General features: G+C 64.8%; 18 protein-coding genes. 11 read left to right on the forward strand and 7 right to left on the reverse strand.

The genetic code is table 11. The features are described 5' to 3' along the window. On the forward strand, positions 1–402 hold a 402-nt coding region (locus GV832_RS20550; protein ID WP_168776753.1), incomplete at its 5' end, for a transposase. Between the two features lie 331 nt (positions 403–733). On the opposite strand, the gene GV832_RS20555 is transcribed toward GV832_RS20550, so the two are convergent. Then, positions 734–1,615: a LysR family transcriptional regulator gene (locus tag GV832_RS20555; RefSeq protein ID WP_168776754.1), complete on the reverse strand. Its 882-nt coding sequence runs from the start codon at positions 1,613–1,615 to the stop codon at positions 734–736. Positions 1,616–1,816: 201 nt separating this feature from the next. Here GV832_RS20555 and GV832_RS20560 point away from each other — a divergent pair, with 201 nt between their 5' ends. The 4 genes from GV832_RS20560 to GV832_RS20575 all read left to right on the forward strand — a co-directional run bounded on the left by GV832_RS20560 (position 1,817) and on the right by GV832_RS20575 (position 4,663). Next, entirely contained in the window at positions 1,817–3,316 is a 1,500-nt protein-coding gene (locus GV832_RS20560; RefSeq protein WP_168776755.1) for a CoA-acylating methylmalonate-semialdehyde dehydrogenase, read from the forward strand. Positions 3,317–3,424: 108 nt separating this feature from the next. After that, the gene (locus GV832_RS20565; protein WP_168776756.1) at positions 3,425–3,799 is read left to right on the forward strand and encodes a hypothetical protein; all 375 of its coding nucleotides are present in this window, start codon (positions 3,425–3,427) and stop codon (positions 3,797–3,799) included. Continuing rightward, positions 3,796–4,389, forward strand: a complete 594-nt coding sequence (locus GV832_RS20570) for a Crp/Fnr family transcriptional regulator (protein ID WP_168776757.1) — start codon at positions 3,796–3,798, stop codon at positions 4,387–4,389. Before GV832_RS20565 ends, GV832_RS20570 begins: the two co-directional genes overlap by 4 nt. Positions 4,390–4,456: 67 nt before the next feature. Further along, the gene (locus GV832_RS20575; RefSeq protein WP_168776758.1) at positions 4,457–4,663 is read left to right on the forward strand and encodes a YgaP family membrane protein; all 207 of its coding nucleotides are present in this window, start codon (positions 4,457–4,459) and stop codon (positions 4,661–4,663) included. Positions 4,664–4,708: 45 nt separating this feature from the next. Here the strand turns inward: GV832_RS20575 and uvrA are convergent, their stop codons facing one another. Continuing rightward, positions 4,709–7,567, reverse strand: coding sequence for an excinuclease ABC subunit UvrA (uvrA, locus tag GV832_RS20580; protein ID WP_168776759.1), 2,859 nt, complete (start codon positions 7,565–7,567; stop codon positions 4,709–4,711). A 177-nt stretch (positions 7,568–7,744) separates the two neighbouring features. Here uvrA and GV832_RS20585 point away from each other — a divergent pair, with 177 nt between their 5' ends. Next, positions 7,745–8,077 carry a rhodanese-like domain-containing protein gene (locus tag GV832_RS20585; RefSeq protein ID WP_168776760.1) on the forward strand — a complete coding sequence of 111 codons (333 nt, stop codon included), beginning with the start codon at positions 7,745–7,747 and terminating at the stop codon, positions 8,075–8,077. On the opposite strand, the gene GV832_RS20590 is transcribed toward GV832_RS20585, so the two are convergent. From GV832_RS20590 to GV832_RS20610, 5 genes are all read right to left on the reverse strand, one after another. Continuing rightward, positions 8,067–9,215: an MFS transporter gene (locus GV832_RS20590; protein WP_168776761.1), complete on the reverse strand. Its 1,149-nt coding sequence runs from the start codon at positions 9,213–9,215 to the stop codon at positions 8,067–8,069. The genes GV832_RS20585 and GV832_RS20590 overlap by 11 nt on opposite strands. Before the next feature lie 57 nt (positions 9,216–9,272). After that, complete coding sequence (locus GV832_RS20595) at positions 9,273–9,860, reverse strand: DUF642 domain-containing protein (RefSeq protein ID WP_227754582.1); 588 nt, start codon at positions 9,858–9,860, stop codon at positions 9,273–9,275. Between the two features lie 140 nt (positions 9,861–10,000). Further along, complete coding sequence (gene lpdA, locus GV832_RS20600) at positions 10,001–11,395, reverse strand: dihydrolipoyl dehydrogenase (protein WP_168776763.1); 1,395 nt, start codon at positions 11,393–11,395, stop codon at positions 10,001–10,003. A 76-nt stretch (positions 11,396–11,471) separates the two neighbouring features. Next, the gene (locus GV832_RS20605) at positions 11,472–12,050 is read right to left on the reverse strand and encodes a DUF924 family protein (protein ID WP_168776764.1); all 579 of its coding nucleotides are present in this window, start codon (positions 12,048–12,050) and stop codon (positions 11,472–11,474) included. Between the two features lie 90 nt (positions 12,051–12,140). Beyond that, positions 12,141–13,373 (reverse strand): MFS transporter, encoded by a 1,233-nt coding sequence (locus tag GV832_RS20610; RefSeq protein ID WP_168776765.1) that lies wholly within the window; start codon positions 13,371–13,373, stop codon positions 12,141–12,143. A gap of 364 nt (positions 13,374–13,737) precedes the next feature. Between GV832_RS20610 and GV832_RS20615 the strand changes: the two genes are divergently transcribed. From GV832_RS20615 to GV832_RS20635, 5 genes are all read left to right on the forward strand, one after another. Further along, positions 13,738–15,375, forward strand: a complete 1,638-nt coding sequence (locus GV832_RS20615; protein WP_168776766.1) for a pilus assembly protein TadG-related protein — start codon at positions 13,738–13,740, stop codon at positions 15,373–15,375. A gap of 180 nt (positions 15,376–15,555) precedes the next feature. After that, entirely contained in the window at positions 15,556–17,277 is a 1,722-nt protein-coding gene (locus tag GV832_RS20620; RefSeq protein ID WP_168776767.1) for a pilus assembly protein TadG-related protein, read from the forward strand. Continuing rightward, positions 17,274–17,807: a TadE/TadG family type IV pilus assembly protein gene (locus GV832_RS20625; protein WP_168776768.1), complete on the forward strand. Its 534-nt coding sequence runs from the start codon at positions 17,274–17,276 to the stop codon at positions 17,805–17,807. Before GV832_RS20620 ends, GV832_RS20625 begins: the two co-directional genes overlap by 4 nt. A gap of 10 nt (positions 17,808–17,817) precedes the next feature. Continuing rightward, complete coding sequence (locus GV832_RS20630; protein WP_168776769.1) at positions 17,818–18,402, forward strand: TadE/TadG family type IV pilus assembly protein; 585 nt, start codon at positions 17,818–17,820, stop codon at positions 18,400–18,402. A gap of 187 nt (positions 18,403–18,589) precedes the next feature. After that, positions 18,590–19,501, forward strand: coding sequence for a pirin family protein (locus GV832_RS20635; protein ID WP_168776770.1), 912 nt, complete (start codon positions 18,590–18,592; stop codon positions 19,499–19,501). Positions 19,502–19,612: the final 111 nt, after the last annotated feature.

A 19,612-nucleotide genomic window follows, 5' to 3' on the forward strand; every position in this document is an offset into this window, starting at 1 on the left:
GTTTGTCGTCGGCTGATGTCAATGCCCGGGATCGGTGCTGTCGTAGGACTAACTTTCCGATCAGCGGTCGATGATCCTGCCCGCTTCACCTCTTCGAAGAAGATAGGGCCATGGGTGGGCCTCACACGATCGCGGAACCAGTCGGGAGAACGCGACGTGTCGGGCGGGATCACCAAGGCTGGCGACGTCAACCTTCGACGCGCACTATGCCAGGCCGCAACCGTCATGATGCATCGCGGGCGCTCGACATGGCTGAGAACATGGGCCGCTCAGGTCGCTCAGCGCCGTGGTGGAAAGCGAGCCATGGTCGCCCTGGCGCGGCGGATCGGTGTGATCCTCCACCGCATGTGGGTTGATGACACCGATTTCCGGTCCGACATCAAGACACCGAATGCGCAATAAGATACTGAAGCTCCAACCGCTGCCTGCCTGACTGCAGGCCTTCGAGGTCCCCTCAGGGACGCGGTTCCGATGATGCCGTGGTCAGGACTGTTGTCGACCGAAGTCGAGCACGCCAATGAGATGGGCACATCGGAATTGCATTGAACCAGCATCATGTTGGCGGCCATCGCGCCGACCACGGACCGAAGCATGCACCCGGGGAGACCTCAGACGAAGGCCGCGGCAAAGGCAGAACGCTCGGCAGCCAGGTGATCGAAACCGCCCCTGCGCGAACCATGCCGTCTTCGCAAAAGAGCTTGACTGCGGCGGCCCCGTTACCGAAGCCCTGACCCTAGGCCTCCAGCCGCAGCATCTCGGCCCGCGCCCCCGCCGTCAGCAGCGCCGCGAAGCGGTTGAGCCTTTCGACCCGCCCGTCATCGGCATGGCGGATCAGCCAGAAGGCCCGCCGCAGCGAGATGACCTCGGGGATCACCCGCACCAGTTCGGGCGCTGCGGCCAGGGCAAAGTCATGGACCACGCCAAGCCCCGCCCCCTGGCGCAGGAAGTTCAACTGCACCGAGACCGAATTCGAGGCCAGGGGCGGCGGCGGAACCCCGATCTCGGCCAGGTAGTCCAGCTCCTTGTCGAAGATCATGTCAGGGATATAGCCGACGAAACGGTGGTCCTTCAGATCCTCGCGCCCAAGGATCGGCGCATGCCCGGCCAGGTACTCGCGCGAGGCCGCCAGGTGCAGCCGGTAATCGGTCAGCTTCTGCACGGTCAGCCGCCCCGCTTCGGGCCGAGAGACCGCCACCGCCATATCCGCCTCGCGCTTGGACAGGTTGAAGACCCGCGGCAGGGCGACCAATTGCACCTCAAGCCCCGGATTGGCATCGCAGATCCGCGCTATGACCTGGGGCAGCAGGTAATTCGCGCAACCATCCGGCGCGCCGAGCCTGATCTGCCCCGTCAAGCCCTCCGGCCCCCGCAAGGCCTCGCTCGCCCCGTCAAAGGCGGCCTCGGCGCGTTCGGCATGCGGCAAGAGCCGGGCCCCCTCTTCGGTCAGCCCATAGCCCTGCGGCGACTTGACGAAGAGCCGCCGCCCGAGGTCTTCCTCCAGCCGCGCCACCCGCCGCCCCACCGTGGCCGGATCGACCTTCAACCGCCGCCCCGCCCCCGAAAGGCTCTCGGCCCGGGCCACCGCCAGAAACACCCGCAGATCATCCCAATCCATCCAAGACCCCACATGTCCACGGGGAGGTCTGGAGGGGCCTACAGGCCCCTCCAGGCAGGGGGGTGCGGGGGGGCGGCAGCCCCCCCGCTGGTTCGGAGAAGATGCCGACCTTTGCATCCCTGCAAAACCCGTTTGCCGAACTTCCCCTTCCCTCCGCATTTCCGCAAGAGTAAAACCGCCACAACCCAAAAGGAGACTCTCATGACCGACATCGGCCACTGGATCAACGGCAAGCTCGTCCCCGGCACCTCCGGACGTTTCACCGAAGTCTTCAACCCCGCCACCGGCGAAGTCCAGGCCCGCGTGGCGCTGGCCACCGTGGCCGAACTGAACGCCGCCGTGGCCGATGCCGCCAAGGCCCAGGTCAAATGGGCCGCGACCAATCCCCAGCGCCGCGCCCGCGTCATGATGGCCTTTGGCGCCCTGATCAACAAGAACATGGAAAAGCTGGCCGAGATGGTCTCGCGCGAGCATGGCAAGACCATCCCCGACGCGCGCGGCGATGTGCAGCGCGGGCTCGAGGTCATCGAGGTCTGCATGGGCGCCCCCGCGCTTCTGAAGGGGGAGGCCACCGACAATGCCGGCCCCGGCATCGACATCTATTCGATGCGCCAGGCCCTTGGCGTCGTGGCGGGCATCACGCCCTTCAACTTCCCCGCCATGATCCCCTTGTGGAAGATGGGCCCCGCCCTCTCCTCGGGCAATGCGATGATCCTGAAGCCCTCCGAGCGCACGCCCTCGACCTCGATCTTCCTGGCGCAACTTCTGCAAGAGGCGGGGCTCCCGGATGGCGTGTTGCAGGTCGTCAATGGCGACAAGGAAACCGTCGACGCGATCCTGGACAACGAGACGATCCAGGCCGTGGGCTTCGTCGGCTCCACCCCGATCGCGCAGTATATCTATGGCCGGGCTGCGGCGAACGGCAAGCGCGCCCAGTGCTTTGGCGGCGCCAAGAACCACATGATCATCATGCCGGACGCCGATCTCGACAAGGCCGCAGATGCCCTGGTGGGCGCGGGCTATGGCGCGGCTGGCGAGCGCTGCATGGCAATCTCGGTGGCCGTCCCCGTGGGAGAGAAGACCGCCGATGCGCTGGTGGCGAAACTCCTGCCGCGGATCGAAAAGCTGAAGGTCGGGCCCTATACCGCCGGTGAGGATGTCGACTTCGGTCCCGTGATCACCAAGGCCTCGGCCGACCGGATCAAGGGCCTGATCGCCTCGGGCGTCGAACAGGGCGCGGACCTCGTGGTCGATGGCCGCAACATCTCGATCCAGGGCTATGAGAAGGGCTTCTACGTCGGCCCCTCGCTCTTCGACCGGGTCGAGACCAACATGGAGATCTACAAGCAAGAGATCTTCGGCCCCGTCCTCTCGGTCGTCCGTCGCGGCACCTATGAAGAGGCGCTGAGCCTGGTGATCGACAACGAATACGGCAATGGCACGGCGATCTTCACCGCCGATGGCGACACGGCGCGCGACTTCGCCTCCCGCGTCAACGTGGGCATGGTCGGCATCAACTTCCCGATCCCGGTGCCGCTCTCCTACTACACCTTCGGCGGCTGGAAGAAATCGGCCTTCGGCGACCTGAACCAATACGGGCCGGACGCTTTCCGCTTCTATACCAAGACCAAGACGGTTACCGCCCGCTGGTTCTCGGGCATCAAGGAAGGCGCTTCGCTGAACTTCAAGGCCCTGGACTAAGCCCTTTCCCGGCTTGACCAATTGCGCTGCACCGGACAAGCTTCGGTGCAGCGCTTTCATGTTCAGGACCCCATGTCGGTAACCTTCACTCTTCACCCTGGCCCGGGTGTGGCGCACATCCACTTTGCGGGCCATGTCACGGCCGAGGACACGCTGGACGCCGCCGCCCGCTTCGCGGCCACGCCCGGCGTTCATCCCGACCTGCACCAGCTCATCGACTTTTCCCATGTGGCCAGCTTCGAACGCGACTACGTCAAGCTCCTGGCCATGTTCGCGCGCCTGCCCGAACACCTGGTCCATGCCGGTCACCAGCCGATCTTCGTCTATGTCGTGCCCACCAAGATCGGGCAGGACATGGCGCAGTTCGTCATCCGGTCGATGGAGGGCATGGATGGCGGACCGATCCTGCGCATGGCGCCCTCGCTGCCCGAGGCCCTTGCGCTTCTTGGCCTGTCGATCCAGAGCCTGAGCCGGACGGAATGAGCTTCGAGAGCTTCGCCACGATGCCCCGACGTGTCGTGCCCCCCGGGACGGTGCTCTTCCGGCCCGGAGACCGGGCACAGGGCTTCGTCCTGGTCTGGCGCGGGCGGATCGAGGTGCGCCTGACCTCTCCCCAGGGTCGCGAGATCCTGCTTTACGCCGTCGAGCCCGGGCAAAGCTGCATCCAGACCACGCTGGGCCTCTTGGGCGAAGAGGCCTATAGCGGCGAGGCCGTCACCCGGGGCGAGGTCGAGCTGTCCGTCCTGCCCAAGGCCGAGTTCCTGGCCCAGATGGCCGAGCCGGGCTTTCGCGCCGATGTGCTGCGCGCCTTTGGCCAAAGGATGGCCGACCTGACGCGGATGCTGGAGATCGTGGCCTTCGAGCGCATCGACCAGCGCCTGGCCCGTGCGCTTCTGGACCTGGCCGAGGCGGGACTTGTGACGGCGACGCAAAGCCAGTTGGCCGACCGGATCGGCTCGGCCCGAGAGGTGGTGACGCGCCAGCTCCAGGCCTTTGCCGAGGCGGGCTGGATCCGCACCGGGCGCGGTCAGGTCGAGATCCTGGACCCTGCGGCCCTTGCGGCGCTTGTGTGACCTGGATCACAGAAGCCCGCAGCCGAATCGGTTAACCTCTGTCCATCGTCAACCGAAAGGACAGATCATGTTTGCCAAGAACGAAGGCTCCCTCGACCGTCTGCTGCGCATTGGCCTGGGCCTGGCCCTGCTGGTGTGGTTCTTCCTGGACCAGGGCACGGGCGCCCTGCATTGGGCCAAGCTGATCGGGATCGTGCCGCTGGCGACCGGGCTGATCGGCTCTTGCCCGCTTTACAGCATCCTCGGCGTCTCGACCTGCCCGATGAAGGGCTGAGGTCAAGGGACGGGGCGCGCCGGCCGAAGGCCCGCGCGCCCTTGGTCACCTTGCGGCCACCGATCTTGGCCGCAACATCGGCGCCAGGTAGCGGCCGGTATGGCTTTCGGCGATCTTGGCCACATCCTCGGGCGTGCCGGTGGCGACGATGCGCCCACCGCCATCGCCGCCCTCGGGGCCGATGTCGATGACCCAATCCGCCGTCTTCACCACGTCGAGATTGTGCTCGATCACCACGACCGTGTTGCCCTGATCGACCAGGGAGTGCAGCACTTCGAGCAGCTTGCGCACATCCTCGAAATGCAGGCCCGTGGTGGGTTCGTCGAGGATATACAGCGTCTTGCCCGTCGCCCGCCGCGAGAGCTCCTTCGAGAGCTTCACCCTTTGCGCCTCGCCGCCCGAAAGCGTCGTGGCCTGCTGGCCGACCTTGATATAGCCCAGCCCCACTTCGCACAGCGCATCCATCTTCTCGCGGATCGCGGGGACGGCCTGGAAGAAGTCCTTGGCGTCTTCGCAAGTCATGTCCAGAACGTCCGCGATGCTCTTGTTCTTGAACTTGATTTCCAAGGTCTCGCGGTTGTAGCGCTGGCCTTTGCAGGTCTCGCAGGTGACATAGACATCGGGCAGGAAGTGCATCTCGATCTTGATGACGCCGTCGCCCTGGCAGGCCTCGCAGCGGCCACCCTTGACGTTGAAGCTGAAGCGGCCGGATTGATAGCCGCGCGCCTTGGCCTCGGGCAGGCCCGCGAACCAGTCGCGGATGGGCGTGAAGGCGCCGGTATAGGTCGCGGGGTTGGACCTGGGCGTCCGCCCGATGGGGCGCTGGTCGATGTCGATGACCTTGTCCAGGTGCTCGAAGCCCTTGATCGTCTCGCAAGGAGAGGGCGTCTCATGCGCGCCGTTCAGACGCATGGCCGCGGTCTTGAACAGGGTCTCGATGGTCAGCGTCGACTTGCCGCCCCCGGAGACCCCGGTGACGCAGACGAACTTGCCCAGGGGGAATTCGGCCGTCACCTCCTTGAGGTTGTTGCCCGTGGCCTTGACCACGGTCAGCTTCTTGCCAGAGCCCTTGCGGCGCTCTTTCGGGACCTCGATGGCCCGGGTTCCGGCCAGGTATTGCCCCGTCAGGCTGGAGGGGTCCGCCGCCACCTGCGCGGGCGTGCCATGGCTGATCACCTGCCCGCCATGGACCCCCGCCCCCGGGCCGATGTCGAAGACGTAATCCGCCTCGCGGATCGCATCCTCGTCATGTTCGACCACCAGAACCGTGTTGCCCTGGTCGCGCAGGTTCTTCAGCGTCGTCAAAAGACGGTCGTTGTCGCGCTGATGCAGGCCGATCGAGGGCTCGTCCAGCACGTAAAGCACCCCTGTCAGGCCCGAGCCGATCTGGGAGGCCAGGCGGATGCGCTGGCTTTCGCCGCCCGACAGCGTCCCGGCATTGCGGCTCATCGTCAGATAGTCGAGGCCGACATTCACAAGGAATCCAAGGCGTTCGCGGATTTCCTTCAGAATGGCCTTGGCGATTTCGTTCTGCTGCCCGGTCAGGGTCGCGGGGACCTCCTCCACCCATTTATGCGCCTCGCGGATCGAGAGCTGCACGACCTGGCCGACATGGGAGCCCGCGATCTTGACCGCCAGGGCCTCGGGACGCAGGCGATAGCCGCCGCAGGTGCCGCAGGGCCGGTTGTTCTGAAAGCGCTCCATCTCTTCGCGCGACCAGGCGCTGTCGGTCTCTTTATACCGCCGCTCCATGTTCGGGATGACGCCTTCGAAGACGCGGTCGACCTGGTAGATGCGCCCCGCCTCGTCATAGCGGAAGGTGATCTCTTCGCCCTTTGACCCATAGAGAAAGACGTCCTGAACCTTGGCGTCGAGGTCCTTCCACTTGGTCTTGCGGTCAAACTTGTAATGGGCCGACATGGCCTCGATGGTCTGGGTGAAATAGGGGCTTTTCGACTTGGCCCAGGGCGCGAGCGCCCCTTGCAACAGCGTCAGGTTCTGGTCGGGCACCACGAGGCGCGGGTCGAAGAACATCTCCATCCCCAGGCCATCGCAGACCGGGCAGGCGCCGAAGGGCGCGTTGAAGGAGAAGAGCCTGGGTTCGATCTCGGCGATGGTGAAGCCACTGACCGGGCAGGCGAATTTCTCGGAATAGGTGATGCGTTGGCCTTCGCCCTCGGCCGGAGCGGTCTCGATGATGGCGATGCCATCGGCCAGGTTCAAGGCGGTGCGGAAGCTGTCGGCCAGCCGGGTTTGAAGCCCCTCACGCACGACAATTCGGTCCACCACCACGTCGATGTCATGGCGGAGCTTCTTGTCCAGAGTCGGAGGCTCGTCCAGGTCATGGAAGGCGCCGTCCACCTTCACCCGCTGGAAACCCTGCTTGCGCAACTCCAGCATCTCTTTCTTGTATTCGCCCTTGCGGTCGCGGACGATGGGAGCGAGCAGGTAGGCCCGCGTCCCCTCCTCCATCGCCATGACGGCATCGACCATGTCCTGCACCTGCATCGCCGTGATCGGCAGGCCGGTCGCGGGGGAATAGGGGATCCCGACCCGGGCGAAGAGAAGCCGCAGGTAGTCATAGATCTCGGTCACCGTGCCGACGGTCGAACGCGGGTTCTTCGAGGTCGTCTTCTGCTCGATGGAAATGGCAGGGGACAGGCCCGAGATATGGTCCACATCGGGTTTCCCCGCCATATCAAGGAATTGCCTTGCATAGGCGGAAAGGCTTTCGACGTAACGCCGCTGCCCCTCGGCATAGATCGTGTCAAAGGCCAGCGACGATTTCCCCGAGCCCGAAAGCCCGGTGATCACGGTCAGCTTGTCGCGCGGGATATCGACATCGACGCCTTTGAGGTTGTGTTCGCGCGCACCGCGCACCGAAATGAACTTTTGTTCCATCACCGCCCCCAAGACCTTGCGCGCACAAGATAGGGCTTTGGATCGCGCTTTCCAACCGGAAAATGTGAACGAAGGATGAACGAACCGCCGTGGTCGAAAGAAACCGGGGAGGATCCTCTCGGGGCTTTACAAATTCAAAGATCGCAATATATAGGCTCCATCGCAATCCTCAGGTGCCCCATGTTCAACTTCCTCCGCTCTGCCCCCACCCCCTCCCTGGCCGAGGTCATCCAGATGGCCGCCAGGGGCGAGGTCGTGCTTCTGGACGTGCGCGAAGCTGCCGAGCTTCAGGCCTCCGGCACGGCCAAGGGCGCGCTGCACATTCCGTTGTCGATCGTGCCGATCAAGGCGGCCGAGACCCTGGCCAAGGACAAGCCCGTCGCGGTCTTCTGCGCGGCAGGGGCAAGGGCGGGCCAGGCGGCACAGGCCCTGGGCGGCATGGGCTACACGGCCTGGAACATCGGCGGCTTTGGCCAATGGGCGGCGGCGGGCGGGCCGACTGTCAGGGTCTGAGCCTGCGCCGCGCCTGGAGCGCGTGCAGCGCGATGCCCAGGGCGGAAAAGCCGATCAGGAACAGCGCAAGGCCGGTGACCCCGGCCTTTTGCATCAGGAAGGCCAAAAGCGGCGTTCCCGTCGTGGTGCCCAGGTTGCCCAGTTGCGCGATGGCCCCCGCTGCCCGCGCCCGGTCCTGGGGGCTGTGGTTCAGCTGCGGAATGCTGGCGAAAGAGGCGCCTTGCACGAGCCCCAGGGCCCCTGCGAGGCAAAGCGCAGGCGCCAGAACCACCGCCTGCCCCCAAAAGGCCCAGACCCCCAGCGCCGAGACCACAGCCAGCGCAAACCCCGCCTGAACCTGCTGGACAGCCGTGATGCGGCCCAGAAGCCAGACCCCAAGCGTCAGCGACAGCCCGATCGAGACCAGCGGCATGGCGACGGCCGCAAGCTCTGCCTGCGTGCCCATGGCCGGGGGCACCAGGGTCAGAACCGCCACATAAGTCACTGTATAGCATACGAAACCCGTCGCCGGAGCCGCCACGAAGGGTGACCGATAGATGGCGAGATGGCCCGCCAAAAGCCCCTCGGGCGCGGCGCCGTGCAGGGTCAGATCGCGCGGCATCAGCCACCACAGCACCAGCGCGCAGCCCAAAAGCCACAGCGCGTGCAGCTGGAATAGCCCGCCGATGCCATGGGCGGCCAGGATCCCCGGCCCGATCCAGGCCAGGATCGCATAGGTCAGGCCAAAGAAGCTCGACCACAGCGTCATCGCCGCCCCCTGCCGCGCGGGCGGGGCGGCGGCGGCAATCGCGGTCGGCCCGACGACGACGATGGCGAGGTGCGAGACCCCCTCGAGCACGCGCAGACCCATCATTGCGGCATAGGGCGGCATCAGGCTTTCCACCCCCGAGACCAGGGCGCCGAGCCCGAGCGCCCAAAGCATCGCCCGCCGCGCCCCCACCCGTGCCACGATCAGCCCCGCCGTCGTGCCGAAGACCAGCCCGACCATGCCGACGACCGAGACCATGAGCCCGATGCCCACGCCCCCGGAGCCATAGGCCCGGGCAAGGTCCTGGAACCCCACCGACATCTTGCCGAACTGCGCCGCAGCCCCAAGGCCCGCGCACCACAGGGCAAGGATCGTGAACAGGCTGCGCATGGGCTCTCCGAAATGCAAAGGCCCGCCGAAGCGGGCCTGGCGCGGAAAGCGGAAGGCTCAGGCTTTGCGGCGCCGAAGCGCGAAGATGCCGCCGAGGCCGGTCAGAAGCAAGAGCCCACCGGCGGGCAGCGGCACAGGCGTCGTCGAGACCATCACATTGTCAAGCACCGGGCCGCCCATGTCACCCGTCGTCGGCCCCGTGTCGGCAAAGGTCAACGTCTCGGTCGCGGCGCCTGCGATGAAGGAATAGGTCAGGTGCAGGAAGGTCGAGGCGGTCGACTGGATCGGCGCGCCATGGCTGCCCGCGAGGCTCCCGATCGAAAAGCTCAGCTGCTCGTTGCTGCCGGACCCGTTGTTGAAGCCGACGTCAAAGGACAGCGCATACATCTGGCCGATGACAAGGCCGGTGATGCTGTGGCTGATCGAACCGGGATTGATCCCGTTCATGTCGATGTAATTCCCGGCGCCGTACCAGGCATAGTTGCCGTCGCCGACGATATCGACGGAACCGGAATTCAGCGTCCAGCCCGAGGGCGTCGTCTCCAGCGCGTAATTGTTCGCGTCGAAGTTATCGAAGAAAATCGTCGCCGCCTGCGCGGAAACGGCAGAGAGGGCCAGCACAAGGCCCAGGCCAATGGATTTCATCACGGCGCACCTCCTTAAACCAATAGGAAAAGGCTAGGCGCCGGGGTCGATTCGGTCAACTTGGTAAAGCGGGCGTTAAACCCGCTGCCCCGGGTCAATCCGGCAACACTCCCGCAGGACCGTTGCCGGATTGGAAACGATCAGATGTGCAGGGCGCGGCCATAGGCGTCCAGCACCGCCTCGTGCATCATCTCGGACAGGGTTGGATGCGGGAAGACGGTGTTCATCAGGTCTTCCTCGGTCGTCTCGAGGCTGCGGCCGATGACATAGCCCTGAATCAGCTCGGTCACTTCGGCGCCGATCATATGGGCGCCCAGAAGCTCTCCGGTCTTGGCGTCGAAGACGGTCTTGATGAAGCCCTCGGCCTCGCCCAGCGCAATCGCCTTGCCGTTGCCGATGAAGGGGAAGCGGCCGACCTTGACCTCGAACCCCGCCTCTTTCGCCTTTGCTTCGGTCATGCCGACGGAGGCGACTTGCGGATGGCAATAGGTGCAACCGGCAATCGAGCCCGGCTTGATCGGATGCGGATGACCGCCCGCGATCAGTTCGGCCACCATGACGCCCTCGTGGCTGGCCTTGTGGGCGAGCCAGGGCGCGCCCGCGATATCGCCAATCGCATAAAGCCCCGGAACCCCGGTGCGGCAATATTCATCGGTCACCACATGGGTGCGGTCGATCTTGACGCCGAGGGCCTCCAGCCCGAGGTTTTCCACGTTGCCGACGATGCCCACGGCGGAAATCACCGTGTCGAATTCGGCCGTCACCGTGCCCTTGGCGTCTTCCAAGTGAGCCGTTACGCCCACCCCCGGCTTGCGGTCCAGCTTCTTGACCGTGGTTTTCTCCAGGATCTTCATGCCCTGCTTGACGAAGGCTTTCTTGGCGAAAGCCGAAACCTCGGCATCTTCCACGGGAAGCACGCGGTCCATGACCTCGCAGACCGTGACATCGGCGCCGAGCGTGTTGAAGAAGCTGGCGAATTCGATGCCGATGGCGCCCGATCCGATGACAAGGAGCTTCTTGGGCATCCGCTTCGGCTGAAGCGCATGACGATAAGTCCAGACCAGGTCGCCGTCCGCCTCCAGCCCCGGAAGCTCCCGCGCCCGGGCGCCGGTGGCCAGGATGATGGCCTTGGCCGTCAGCTCTTCGGTGCCCTTGGCGGACTTGACGCTGACCACGCCCTGTTTCGGCAGGGTCGCATCGCCCATGAAGACGGTGACCTTGTTCTTCTTCATCAGGTGGCCGATGCCGCCCGAAAGCTGCTTGGCCACCCCGCGCGAGCGCGCCACGACGGCGTCGAGGTCATAAGAGGCGCCCTCGACCTTAAGGCCGAATTCCTTGGCGCGGTGCATCAGGTGAAAGACCTCGGCACTGCGCAACAGCGCCTTGGTCGGGATGCAGCCCCAGTTGAGGCAGATGCCGCCGAGGTTCTCCCGCTCGACAATGGCGACACTCGCGCCGAGCTGCGCCGCACGGATGGCGGCCACATAGCCGCCAGGACCGGCGCCAATCACCACAACGTCGAATGTCTGGGCCATCTTTTCCTCCCTCTGGCAAGATAGTTTGCCATTAAACTACATGGTCGAAGCCAGCAATAACGGGCGTGCCGTGACCCTATGCGCCCCCTGCATGGCTAAGAGCCCGCACCACGGCGCCATAACCGCCCTCGGCCAGGAAGGCCGCTTCCTCCGGCGTAGAGGCGCGCCCCAAGGCCGCATTCCGCGTGGGGAAGCGGCCGAAGCGTCGGATGATCTCTTGATGCGCGCGGGCATGCAGCGCCATTTCGGGGTCGGAGGCGAGCCGCTCTTCCATCATCTTGACGGCGATGGCCTGATCCTCGGGGTCTTCGGAATGTTCGAAGGGCATGTAGAAGAACTGCCGTTCGGGCTCGGGCGCGCCGAGGTCCCAACCCTCGGCCAGGGCCCGCTTGGCGGCGGCCAGCGCCAGGCCATCGGAGGCAAAGGCCAGGGCGGTGCCCCGGTTGATGTTGCGCGGTATCTGGTCGGTCAGGATCAGGAAGGCCAGCGTGCCGACCGTGCCATCCACCCAATGCTCCAGCCCGCCCTCGCGCGCGGCGTCCCAAAGATCGGCGAAGATCATGCACAGCGCGTCGATCTCTTCCCCGCCCGCATACCAGCCCTCGGGCCCGACCTGCCCCAGCCAGAAGTCCAGAACCGCAATCGGATCATCCATGGCCGCCCTCCCGTTTCCGGCAGCCTGACAGGTTCAGGGGCCCGTCGCAACCGGGGAGCGGCGGGATGAGCCCCGACCTGCGCCCCCTCCTCAGGCGCGCGATCTGCGCGGGTCCTTCTCCATCACCGTGCCGACGGCCAGGGAGGAGGCCGTGGGGGAGAGCCCCATGTAGCCATGGCCCAGGGGCGTCGGACGCTGCGAGACGCGCCAGGCGGCGTAAAGCCCCAAGGCCAGAAAAAGCCCGCCGAGGAAGAGGAAATAGCCCCCCTTTCCCACGACCCCCATCAGCCAGCCCGAAGCCAGGGGGCCAAAGATCGCGCCGAAGCCGTTCAGGAAGATCAGGCCGGAAGAGGCCCCCGGCATCTCGTCCTTTTGCAGGTAATCGTTGGTCAGGGCGATCAAGAGCGAATAGAGCGGGTTGATCACCCCGCCCAAAAGCAGCGCCACGACGAGCAGAGCGGCGAAGGGCATGGCCACGACCCCCGCCAAACCCATGACCCCGGCGGCGAACAGCGACAGGACCAGGATCAGCTTGCGGCGGTCCATCCGGTCAGAGATCCAGCCCACCGGATATTGCAGCACCAGCCCGCCGACATAAAGCGCAGCCCCATAGGCCGCGATCTGTTGCAGCGTCAGCCCCGCCATCGAGCCCCAGACCGAGGCCATGCCGAACATTCCCGCGAAGATCCCCCCCGTCAGCAGCATCCCCACACAGCCGAGCGGCGAGGTCGCCCAAAGCTTGGCGAAGGGCATCCGCCGCGCATCGTCGAAGGTCGGCGCGGGCGTATCGGCCAGGAGGATCGGCATGAAGGCCAGCGACACCAGGACCGAGGGGATGATGAAAAGCCCGAAGCCCGCCGGATCGCCCATCGCCAAAAGCCCCTGGCTTGCGATGATCCCGATCATCTGCACCATCATATAGGCCGAGAGCGCCTGGCCCCGTGTCTCGTTCGTGGCCGTATTGTTCAGCCAGCTTTCGGCCGTGACATAGATGCCGCTGAAAGAGAAACCGATGATGACCCGCATCACCGACCAGGCGCCCCAGTCGAGCCACAGGGGATAAAGGATCAAGACGGCCGAGATCAGCGAGCCCAGCGCGGAAAACACCCGCACATGGCCCACGCGCCGGATCATCGAGGGCGCCATCCGCGACCCGAAGAGGAACCCCGCGAAGTAGGACGACATCACGACCGAAAGCTGAAAGGTCGTGAACTCTTCCATCGCGCCGCGCACGCCCAGAAGCGTGCCCTGCACGCCGTTGCCAACCATGAGAAGCATGACCCCCAGGAGGAGGGGCCAGGAATGGGCCAGAACCTTCAGCACGCAGCCACCTTCAGCATCGCAGCCCCTCACCCCGACATGTCATCTCGAATACCACGCGAATGGTTAACCATTTCCTGACGCGTGTCACCGCCCCATCCCCGCGCTTTTCGCTCAAACTGATTCGATCCGCAGGGAGGATTGCGGCACCTTTGCGGCAAATTCGTCTTGAATGCCTTGTTTCACCGTCCACGCCCCGGGAACAGTCCCGCCGCCCTGCCCGGCATTGTGCGCGCCAAAATCCGTTTACCACGATTTCGACAGATTTGCTTTGGTTACGCGGCAAATTTGAGGCATCCAGACGTCGGTGGGGTTCATATCTGGGGCGGAATTGCGGCCGCCCCGGGGTTTGGTGAAGGGCTCTGCCATGTTCCGTTCGGGGTTTGTTGCGGTTAACGCGCGTCTTGCTGCCTTTCGTCGGGAGGAAGATGGCGCGCTGGTCATCTTCGGCCTGGTGCTCTTGACGCTGATGCTCTTGATGCTGGGCTTCGCGCTGGACCTGATCCGCTACGAGAACACCCGCGTCCGTCTTCAGAACACGCTGGACCGGGCCACGCTGGCTGCCGCCTCGCTGGAACAGACCCGCGACCCCGAAGCGGTGGTGCGCGACTATATGCTCAAGGCCGGCATCTCCGAGCAGCTCGACTCCGTCCAGGTCACCCAGGCGCTGAACGAGCGCGTGGTCGAGGCCAAGGGCCGCGCCGATACCAACCCCTTCTTCATGCCCATGCTCGGCATCGAACGCTTTGACGCCCTGGGCGCCAGCGAGGCGCAGCAGGCGATTTCCAAGGTCGAGATCGTGCTGGTCCTCGACGTCTCGGGCTCGATGGCGGGCCAGAAGCTGGTCAGCCTGAAAGAGGCCGCGACCGAATTCGTCGATACCGTGCTGGAGGGTGACACCCATCACCGGGTCTCGATCGCCATCGTGCCTTACAATGCCCAGGTGAACATCGGCACCGACCTGCGCCGGGCCTTTGACCTGACCCATGTGGCCAATGTCGAAAACGTCAATTGCGTCGAGATCCCGGACGCCGCCTTCGACGCCCAGGCCATCCCGACCGACATGCCGATGCCGATGATGGCCTATGCCGACATCGCCTATGGCACGAACCGCACCAATGCCTATGTCTCGGCCACCGATGTGAACTACGCCCTGCCCTATTACGGGTCCGCCTTCTGCAAGAACACGCCCGGCAATGTCGTGCGCCTGCCCTCGACCGATGCGGCGACCCTGAAGGCGCAGATCAATGGGCTGGTGGCGGGGGGCAATACCTCGATCACGCTGGGGATGAAATGGGGGGCCACGATGATCGACCCCTCGCTGCGCAGCGCCTATGCCGAATTCGTCGAAGAGGGCAAGATGCCGGGTGAATTGCGCGGGCGGCCCTTCGACTATGACGACGACGTGCAAAAGGTCGTGGTGCTGATGACGGATGGCGAGCACGTGGCCCACAACCGCATCACCGACGACTACAAGACCGGGGTCTCGAACATCTACCAGGCGGCGGACGGCTACTACTCCGTGCATTTCGCGACGGGCCGTCCGGCCAGCGCGGGAGCCAACGAATATTATGTGCCGCACCTGGGCACCTGGCAGGCGACGCCCTGGAACAACGGCCTGCCGCAGACCTGGGAGAGCATCTGGACCAAGCTCAAGATGACCTATGTCGCCTGGCAGTTCTATGCCCGCCCGCTGGGTCTGGGCAGCTCCGGACGGACGGCGGTCTACAACGACATGGTCGGCCGGATGGTCTCGATCTATGCCGGGCCCGACAGCTGGACGGCGGTCGAGGCGATGGACGATTCCCTGCAGAAAACCTGCGACCAGGTCCGCGCCAACGGCATCCTGCTTTACGGCATCACGGTCGAGGCCCCGGCCCATGGCAACGAGGTCATCACCAATTGCGCGACGGCCGACCGCACCTTCCTGTCGGACCGCAACACGATCCGCTCGACCTTCCAGACCATCGCGGCCAACCTCTCGTCGCTGCGCCTGACGCAATAACCCCCAAGGCCCGGGTCAGGCTGCCCGGGCCGCATTCCGCCGCAATTGGCCCGAATGTCCAAGCTTTGCCCCAATTGTCGCCACATTTCCGCCGGATAGGAAAACAAAGGTAAACCGGTCGGATCAGGCCGACGCATGTCCGGGATTCGAAGTGATCACGGCAGCCATTGGAAGGCGATCATGTCGAAAGAGCCACACCAGACCCTTGCCCGCGGCGCCCGTCTGCGCCACGCCCTCATCCGCTTTCGCAGGTCGGAAGACGGCTCCCTGGTCGTCTTCGGCATCATCATCCTCGTCTTGATGATCATGATCGGCGGGATCGCTGTCGATGTCATGCGCTATGAGGCGCGCCGGACCGAGTTGCAGAACACGCTGGACCGCTCGACCCTGGCCGCCGCCTCTCTGACGCAGGAGCTGACGCCGACCGACGTGGTCCATGACTACTTCCTGAAAGCCGGCATCCTGGACTCGCTGCGCTCGGTCCAGGTGACCCAGGGCATGAACTTCCGCAACGTCGATGCCTCGGCCATTTCGGACACCGATCCGCTTTTCCTGCACATGATGGAAATCGACCGGCTGGATGCGGCGGGTCAGTCCACGGCCGAGCAGCGCATCAACAATGTCGAGATCATGCTGGTGCTCGACGTCTCGGGTTCGATGGGCAACAACTCGCGCCTCGTGAACCTGAAGACCGCCGCCTCGGATTTCGTCGAGACCGTGCTGTCGCGCGACACCGAGAACAAGATCTCGATCGGCATCGTGCCCTTCAACGGCCAGGTGAACCTGGGCGATGCCCTGGCCGCCAAGTTCAACATCACCGATCAGAATGGCGTGGCCTCGGGGCGCTGGTGCGTCGACCTGCCCGCCTCGACCTATACCGAATTGTCGATCTCGCGCACCGATGCGCTGAGCCAGACCGCCAATGCCGACACCTATTCCGGCTCGAGCACCTCGACCCCGTCGGAAAGCAACAAGTGGTGCCCCTTGACCGGGACGGTGACCTATAACGACCCGAACGGCGTCGAGACCGAGACCTTCTATGCCAACCAGGTTCACCTGCCGATCCAGAACGTCGAGAAGCTGAAGGCCTATATCAACGGCATGACCGCCGTCGGCGCGACCTCGATCAATGCCGGGCTGAAATGGGGGACGGCGCTGCTTGACCCTTCGATGCGCAGCGTTTACGGCGACTTCATCACGGCGGGTGGCACTGTGCCCGCGACCCTGGCCGGGCGCCCGCTGGATTACAACGCGGATGACGCGATGAAGGTCATCGTCCTGATGACGGACGGCGAGCATTTCGCCGAAGAGCGGGTGAAGACCGACTCGAACGGCGTCAACTACAAGACCGGCGCCTCGACGATCTGGCGGGCCAATGACGGGCGGATGTCGGTCTTCCACGCCTCGCGTGTGGACAATACCAATGCCACGACGATCGCCAACTCGCGTCCCTTCTATGTCATGGGCGTGGGCTGGCAGTCCCAGCCCTGGACCGGCGCCGCCCCGCCCGGAGGAACGCCCTATGTGCCCGCGCTCACCACCTATTCCGGCGCGACGAACTGGACCTGGCAAACGGTCTGGGCGACCTATGGGATGCAATATGTCGCGCGGAACTTCTATGCCAACATCGTCGGCGGATATACGTCGGACTGGACCAACACCTTCCGCGGCCAGACCCCGACCGGCGATATGGACGACCAGTTGCAGGCCATGTGCAACCTGGCCAAGGAACAGAATACGCTGATTTACGGCATTGCCTTCGAGGCGCCCGCCAATGGCCAGACCCAGATCCGGGACTGCGCCTCTTCGGTCGCCCATTACTTCAACGCGAGCGGCTTGCAGATCTCTTCGGCCTTCAACGCCATCGCCAACAACATCAGCCAATTGAGGTTGACCCAATGAGCAAGTTCTTCCCCCGGCTTCGCAAGCTCTGGCGCCGCGAAGATGGCGTCGCGGCGATGGAATTCGTCCTGATGGTGCCGGTCCTTCTGGCGGTCTTCATGTCGGCCTTCGAATGCGGGCTCTTGATGACGCGCTCGATCCTCCTGGAGCACGCGGTCGATGTGACGATGCGCGAGCTGCGGCTTGGACATTACGGCAATGTCACCAACGCGCTCCTGAAGGACGAGATCTGCCGCCGCACAATCATCTTCGGCAACTGCGACCGCAACATCACGGTGCAACTGGACCGGATCAGCCAGACGACCTGGGCGATCCCGACCCCGCCGCCGACCTGCGTCAACAGCAACGACGATGCCGAGCCCGTGGTCTCGATGAACGTGGGCCAGGACAATGACCTGATGCTGGTGCGCGTCTGCGTCTCGCTGCCCGCGATCTTCCCGGGGATGGGCCTGGCCATGAACCTGCCGCAGGACGAGATGGGCAATTACGCGCTTGTTGCCCGCACGGCCTTTGTCGTCGAACCGAGCTGAGGGAGCCAGAATGGACCGCATCGTCTTTCGCCGCCTGCGCCAGGCCCTGACCCGTTTCGCCGCGCGCGAGGATGGGTCGGTCGTCGCCGAGGGGGTCATCGTCCTGCCCTTGCTGATCTGGGCCTTCATCGGGCTTTTCGTCTATTGGGACGCTTTCCGCGAGATGAACACCGTGCAGAAGGCGGGCTATACCCTGTCGGACGTCCTGTCGCGCCAGCAGACCGGGGTGACCAATGCCTATGTCGTGGGGATGCAGGACCTCTTCGACTACCTGGTGGGCGACGACAGCGAGAACTCGATCCGCGTGACCTCGGTCACCCGCAACGGGACCAACGACAAGTTCGAGGTCCATTGGTCGCGGACCACGAATTCCGAGCGGATGCCCGCCCTGACCACGACCAAGCTGCAGGATTACATCGCCCAGATCCCCTCGATGGCCGACAATGACTATGCGGTGATCGTCGAGGTCAACGTGCCCTATACGCCGGCCTTCGACGTGGGGTTGGGAGACCGGGTCTTCACCGAGTTCATCGTGACCCGTCCGCGCTTCCTGCATTGCGTGCCGATGGACAACGTGCCCTGCCCGGTGTCCTGAGGCCCGCCTTCCGATGCGTTTCGCTGTCCTGCAAGGGCCGCCCGGTTCCGGGCGGCCCTTGCATTCGGCGACCTGTGCATTTGCGCACGCTCACCTGAGGGTTCCGGGCGGCAGGCGGCTCTGGCGCGGCGGGGTATGGGGCACTACTTGAGGGGAAGCAAAGGGGCCGACCCCCAAAGGAGGCAAGATGTCCATTCGTCCCGTGACCAATATCTCGACCGCGCGCCCGACCATGGAGGGCGCAGGCGTCCGCCTGCACCGCGCCTTTGGCTTTGGCGACACGTCCAAGACCGATCCTTTCCTGATGTTCGACGATTTCCGGGGCGAGGATCCGCGCGACTACATGAAGGGTTTCCCCTGGCATCCCCATCGCGGGATCGAGACCATCACCTATGTGCTGGCGGGCTCGGTCGAGCATGGCGACAGCCTTGGCAATCGCGGCACGCTGAAAGGCGGCGATGTGCAATGGATGACGGCGGGGTCGGGGATCCTGCACCAGGAGATGCCCTTCGGCAACGCGCGGGGCCAGATGCATGGCTTCCAGCTCTGGGCCAATCTGCCGCGTGAGCTGAAGATGACCAAGCCGCGCTACCAGGATGTGAAGGGGCGCGATATTCCGGAAATCCTGGAGGATGACGGCACGGTGGTGAAGGTCATCGTCGGCGACTTCCGCGGCAAGACGGGGCCGGTGGACGGGATCGCGGCCGAGCCGCAATACCTGGATATCTTCATCCCGGAAGGCCGCAGGAAGACCTTCAAGATCGACACGCGCCGCAATGCCTTTGCCTATGTCTTCGACGGCTCGGCCGCCTTTGCCGATGCGGCCAAGCCGCGTGGCGTGCTTTTGGAGAAAGAGGTCCGGGGCGAGGAAGTGAACATCCGCGACATGTCGGGCAACCGGACGCTGGTGAACTTCGGCGCGGGGGATGAAGTGGTCGTGCAGGCCGGAGAGAACGGCGTGCGCTTCCTCTTGATCTCGGGCGCGCCGATCCAGGAACCGGTGGCCTGGCATGGGCCCATCGTGATGAACACCGATGCGGAGATCCGCCAGGCCATGACGGAACTGCGCAACGGGACCTTTATCAAGCCCGCCCATTGAGGGCGGGGGGCATCAAACCGGCGCACTGAGCGGACGGGGGGGCTCGCGCAAGCGCTCGCCCTCCTCGGGAGACCCGAACTGGGGAGAGGGCGTTGCCCTCTCCCCAGACCC

The sequence above is a fragment of the Stagnihabitans tardus genome (genome assembly GCF_009925085.1).
Taxonomy (GTDB): Bacteria; Pseudomonadota; Alphaproteobacteria; order Rhodobacterales; family Rhodobacteraceae; genus Stagnihabitans; species Stagnihabitans tardus.

Excerpts from the sequence above, each read along its gene's own strand:
- GV832_RS20555 (WP_168776754.1), bottom strand. The coding sequence starts at position 1,615 with ATGGATTGGGATGATCTGCGGGTGTTTCTGGCGGTGGCCCGGGCCGAG.
- GV832_RS20560 (WP_168776755.1), top strand. The coding sequence starts at position 1,817 with ATGACCGACATCGGCCACTGGATCAACGGCAAGCTCGTCCCCGGCACC.
- GV832_RS20570 (WP_168776757.1), top strand. The coding sequence starts at position 3,796 with ATGAGCTTCGAGAGCTTCGCCACGATGCCCCGACGTGTCGTGCCCCCC.
- GV832_RS20575 (WP_168776758.1), top strand. The coding sequence starts at position 4,457 with ATGTTTGCCAAGAACGAAGGCTCCCTCGACCGTCTGCTGCGCATTGGC.
- GV832_RS20585 (WP_168776760.1), top strand. The coding sequence starts at position 7,745 with ATGTTCAACTTCCTCCGCTCTGCCCCCACCCCCTCCCTGGCCGAGGTC.
- GV832_RS20590 (WP_168776761.1), bottom strand. The coding sequence starts at position 9,215 with ATGCGCAGCCTGTTCACGATCCTTGCCCTGTGGTGCGCGGGCCTTGGG.
- GV832_RS20595 (WP_227754582.1), bottom strand. The coding sequence starts at position 9,860 with ATGAAATCCATTGGCCTGGGCCTTGTGCTGGCCCTCTCTGCCGTTTCC.
- lpdA (WP_168776763.1), bottom strand. The coding sequence starts at position 11,395 with ATGGCCCAGACATTCGACGTTGTGGTGATTGGCGCCGGTCCTGGCGGC.
- GV832_RS20605 (WP_168776764.1), bottom strand. The coding sequence starts at position 12,050 with ATGGATGATCCGATTGCGGTTCTGGACTTCTGGCTGGGGCAGGTCGGG.
- GV832_RS20615 (WP_168776766.1), top strand. The coding sequence starts at position 13,738 with ATGTTCCGTTCGGGGTTTGTTGCGGTTAACGCGCGTCTTGCTGCCTTT.
- GV832_RS20620 (WP_168776767.1), top strand. The coding sequence starts at position 15,556 with ATGTCGAAAGAGCCACACCAGACCCTTGCCCGCGGCGCCCGTCTGCGC.
- GV832_RS20625 (WP_168776768.1), top strand. The coding sequence starts at position 17,274 with ATGAGCAAGTTCTTCCCCCGGCTTCGCAAGCTCTGGCGCCGCGAAGAT.
- GV832_RS20630 (WP_168776769.1), top strand. The coding sequence starts at position 17,818 with ATGGACCGCATCGTCTTTCGCCGCCTGCGCCAGGCCCTGACCCGTTTC.
- GV832_RS20635 (WP_168776770.1), top strand. The coding sequence starts at position 18,590 with ATGTCCATTCGTCCCGTGACCAATATCTCGACCGCGCGCCCGACCATG.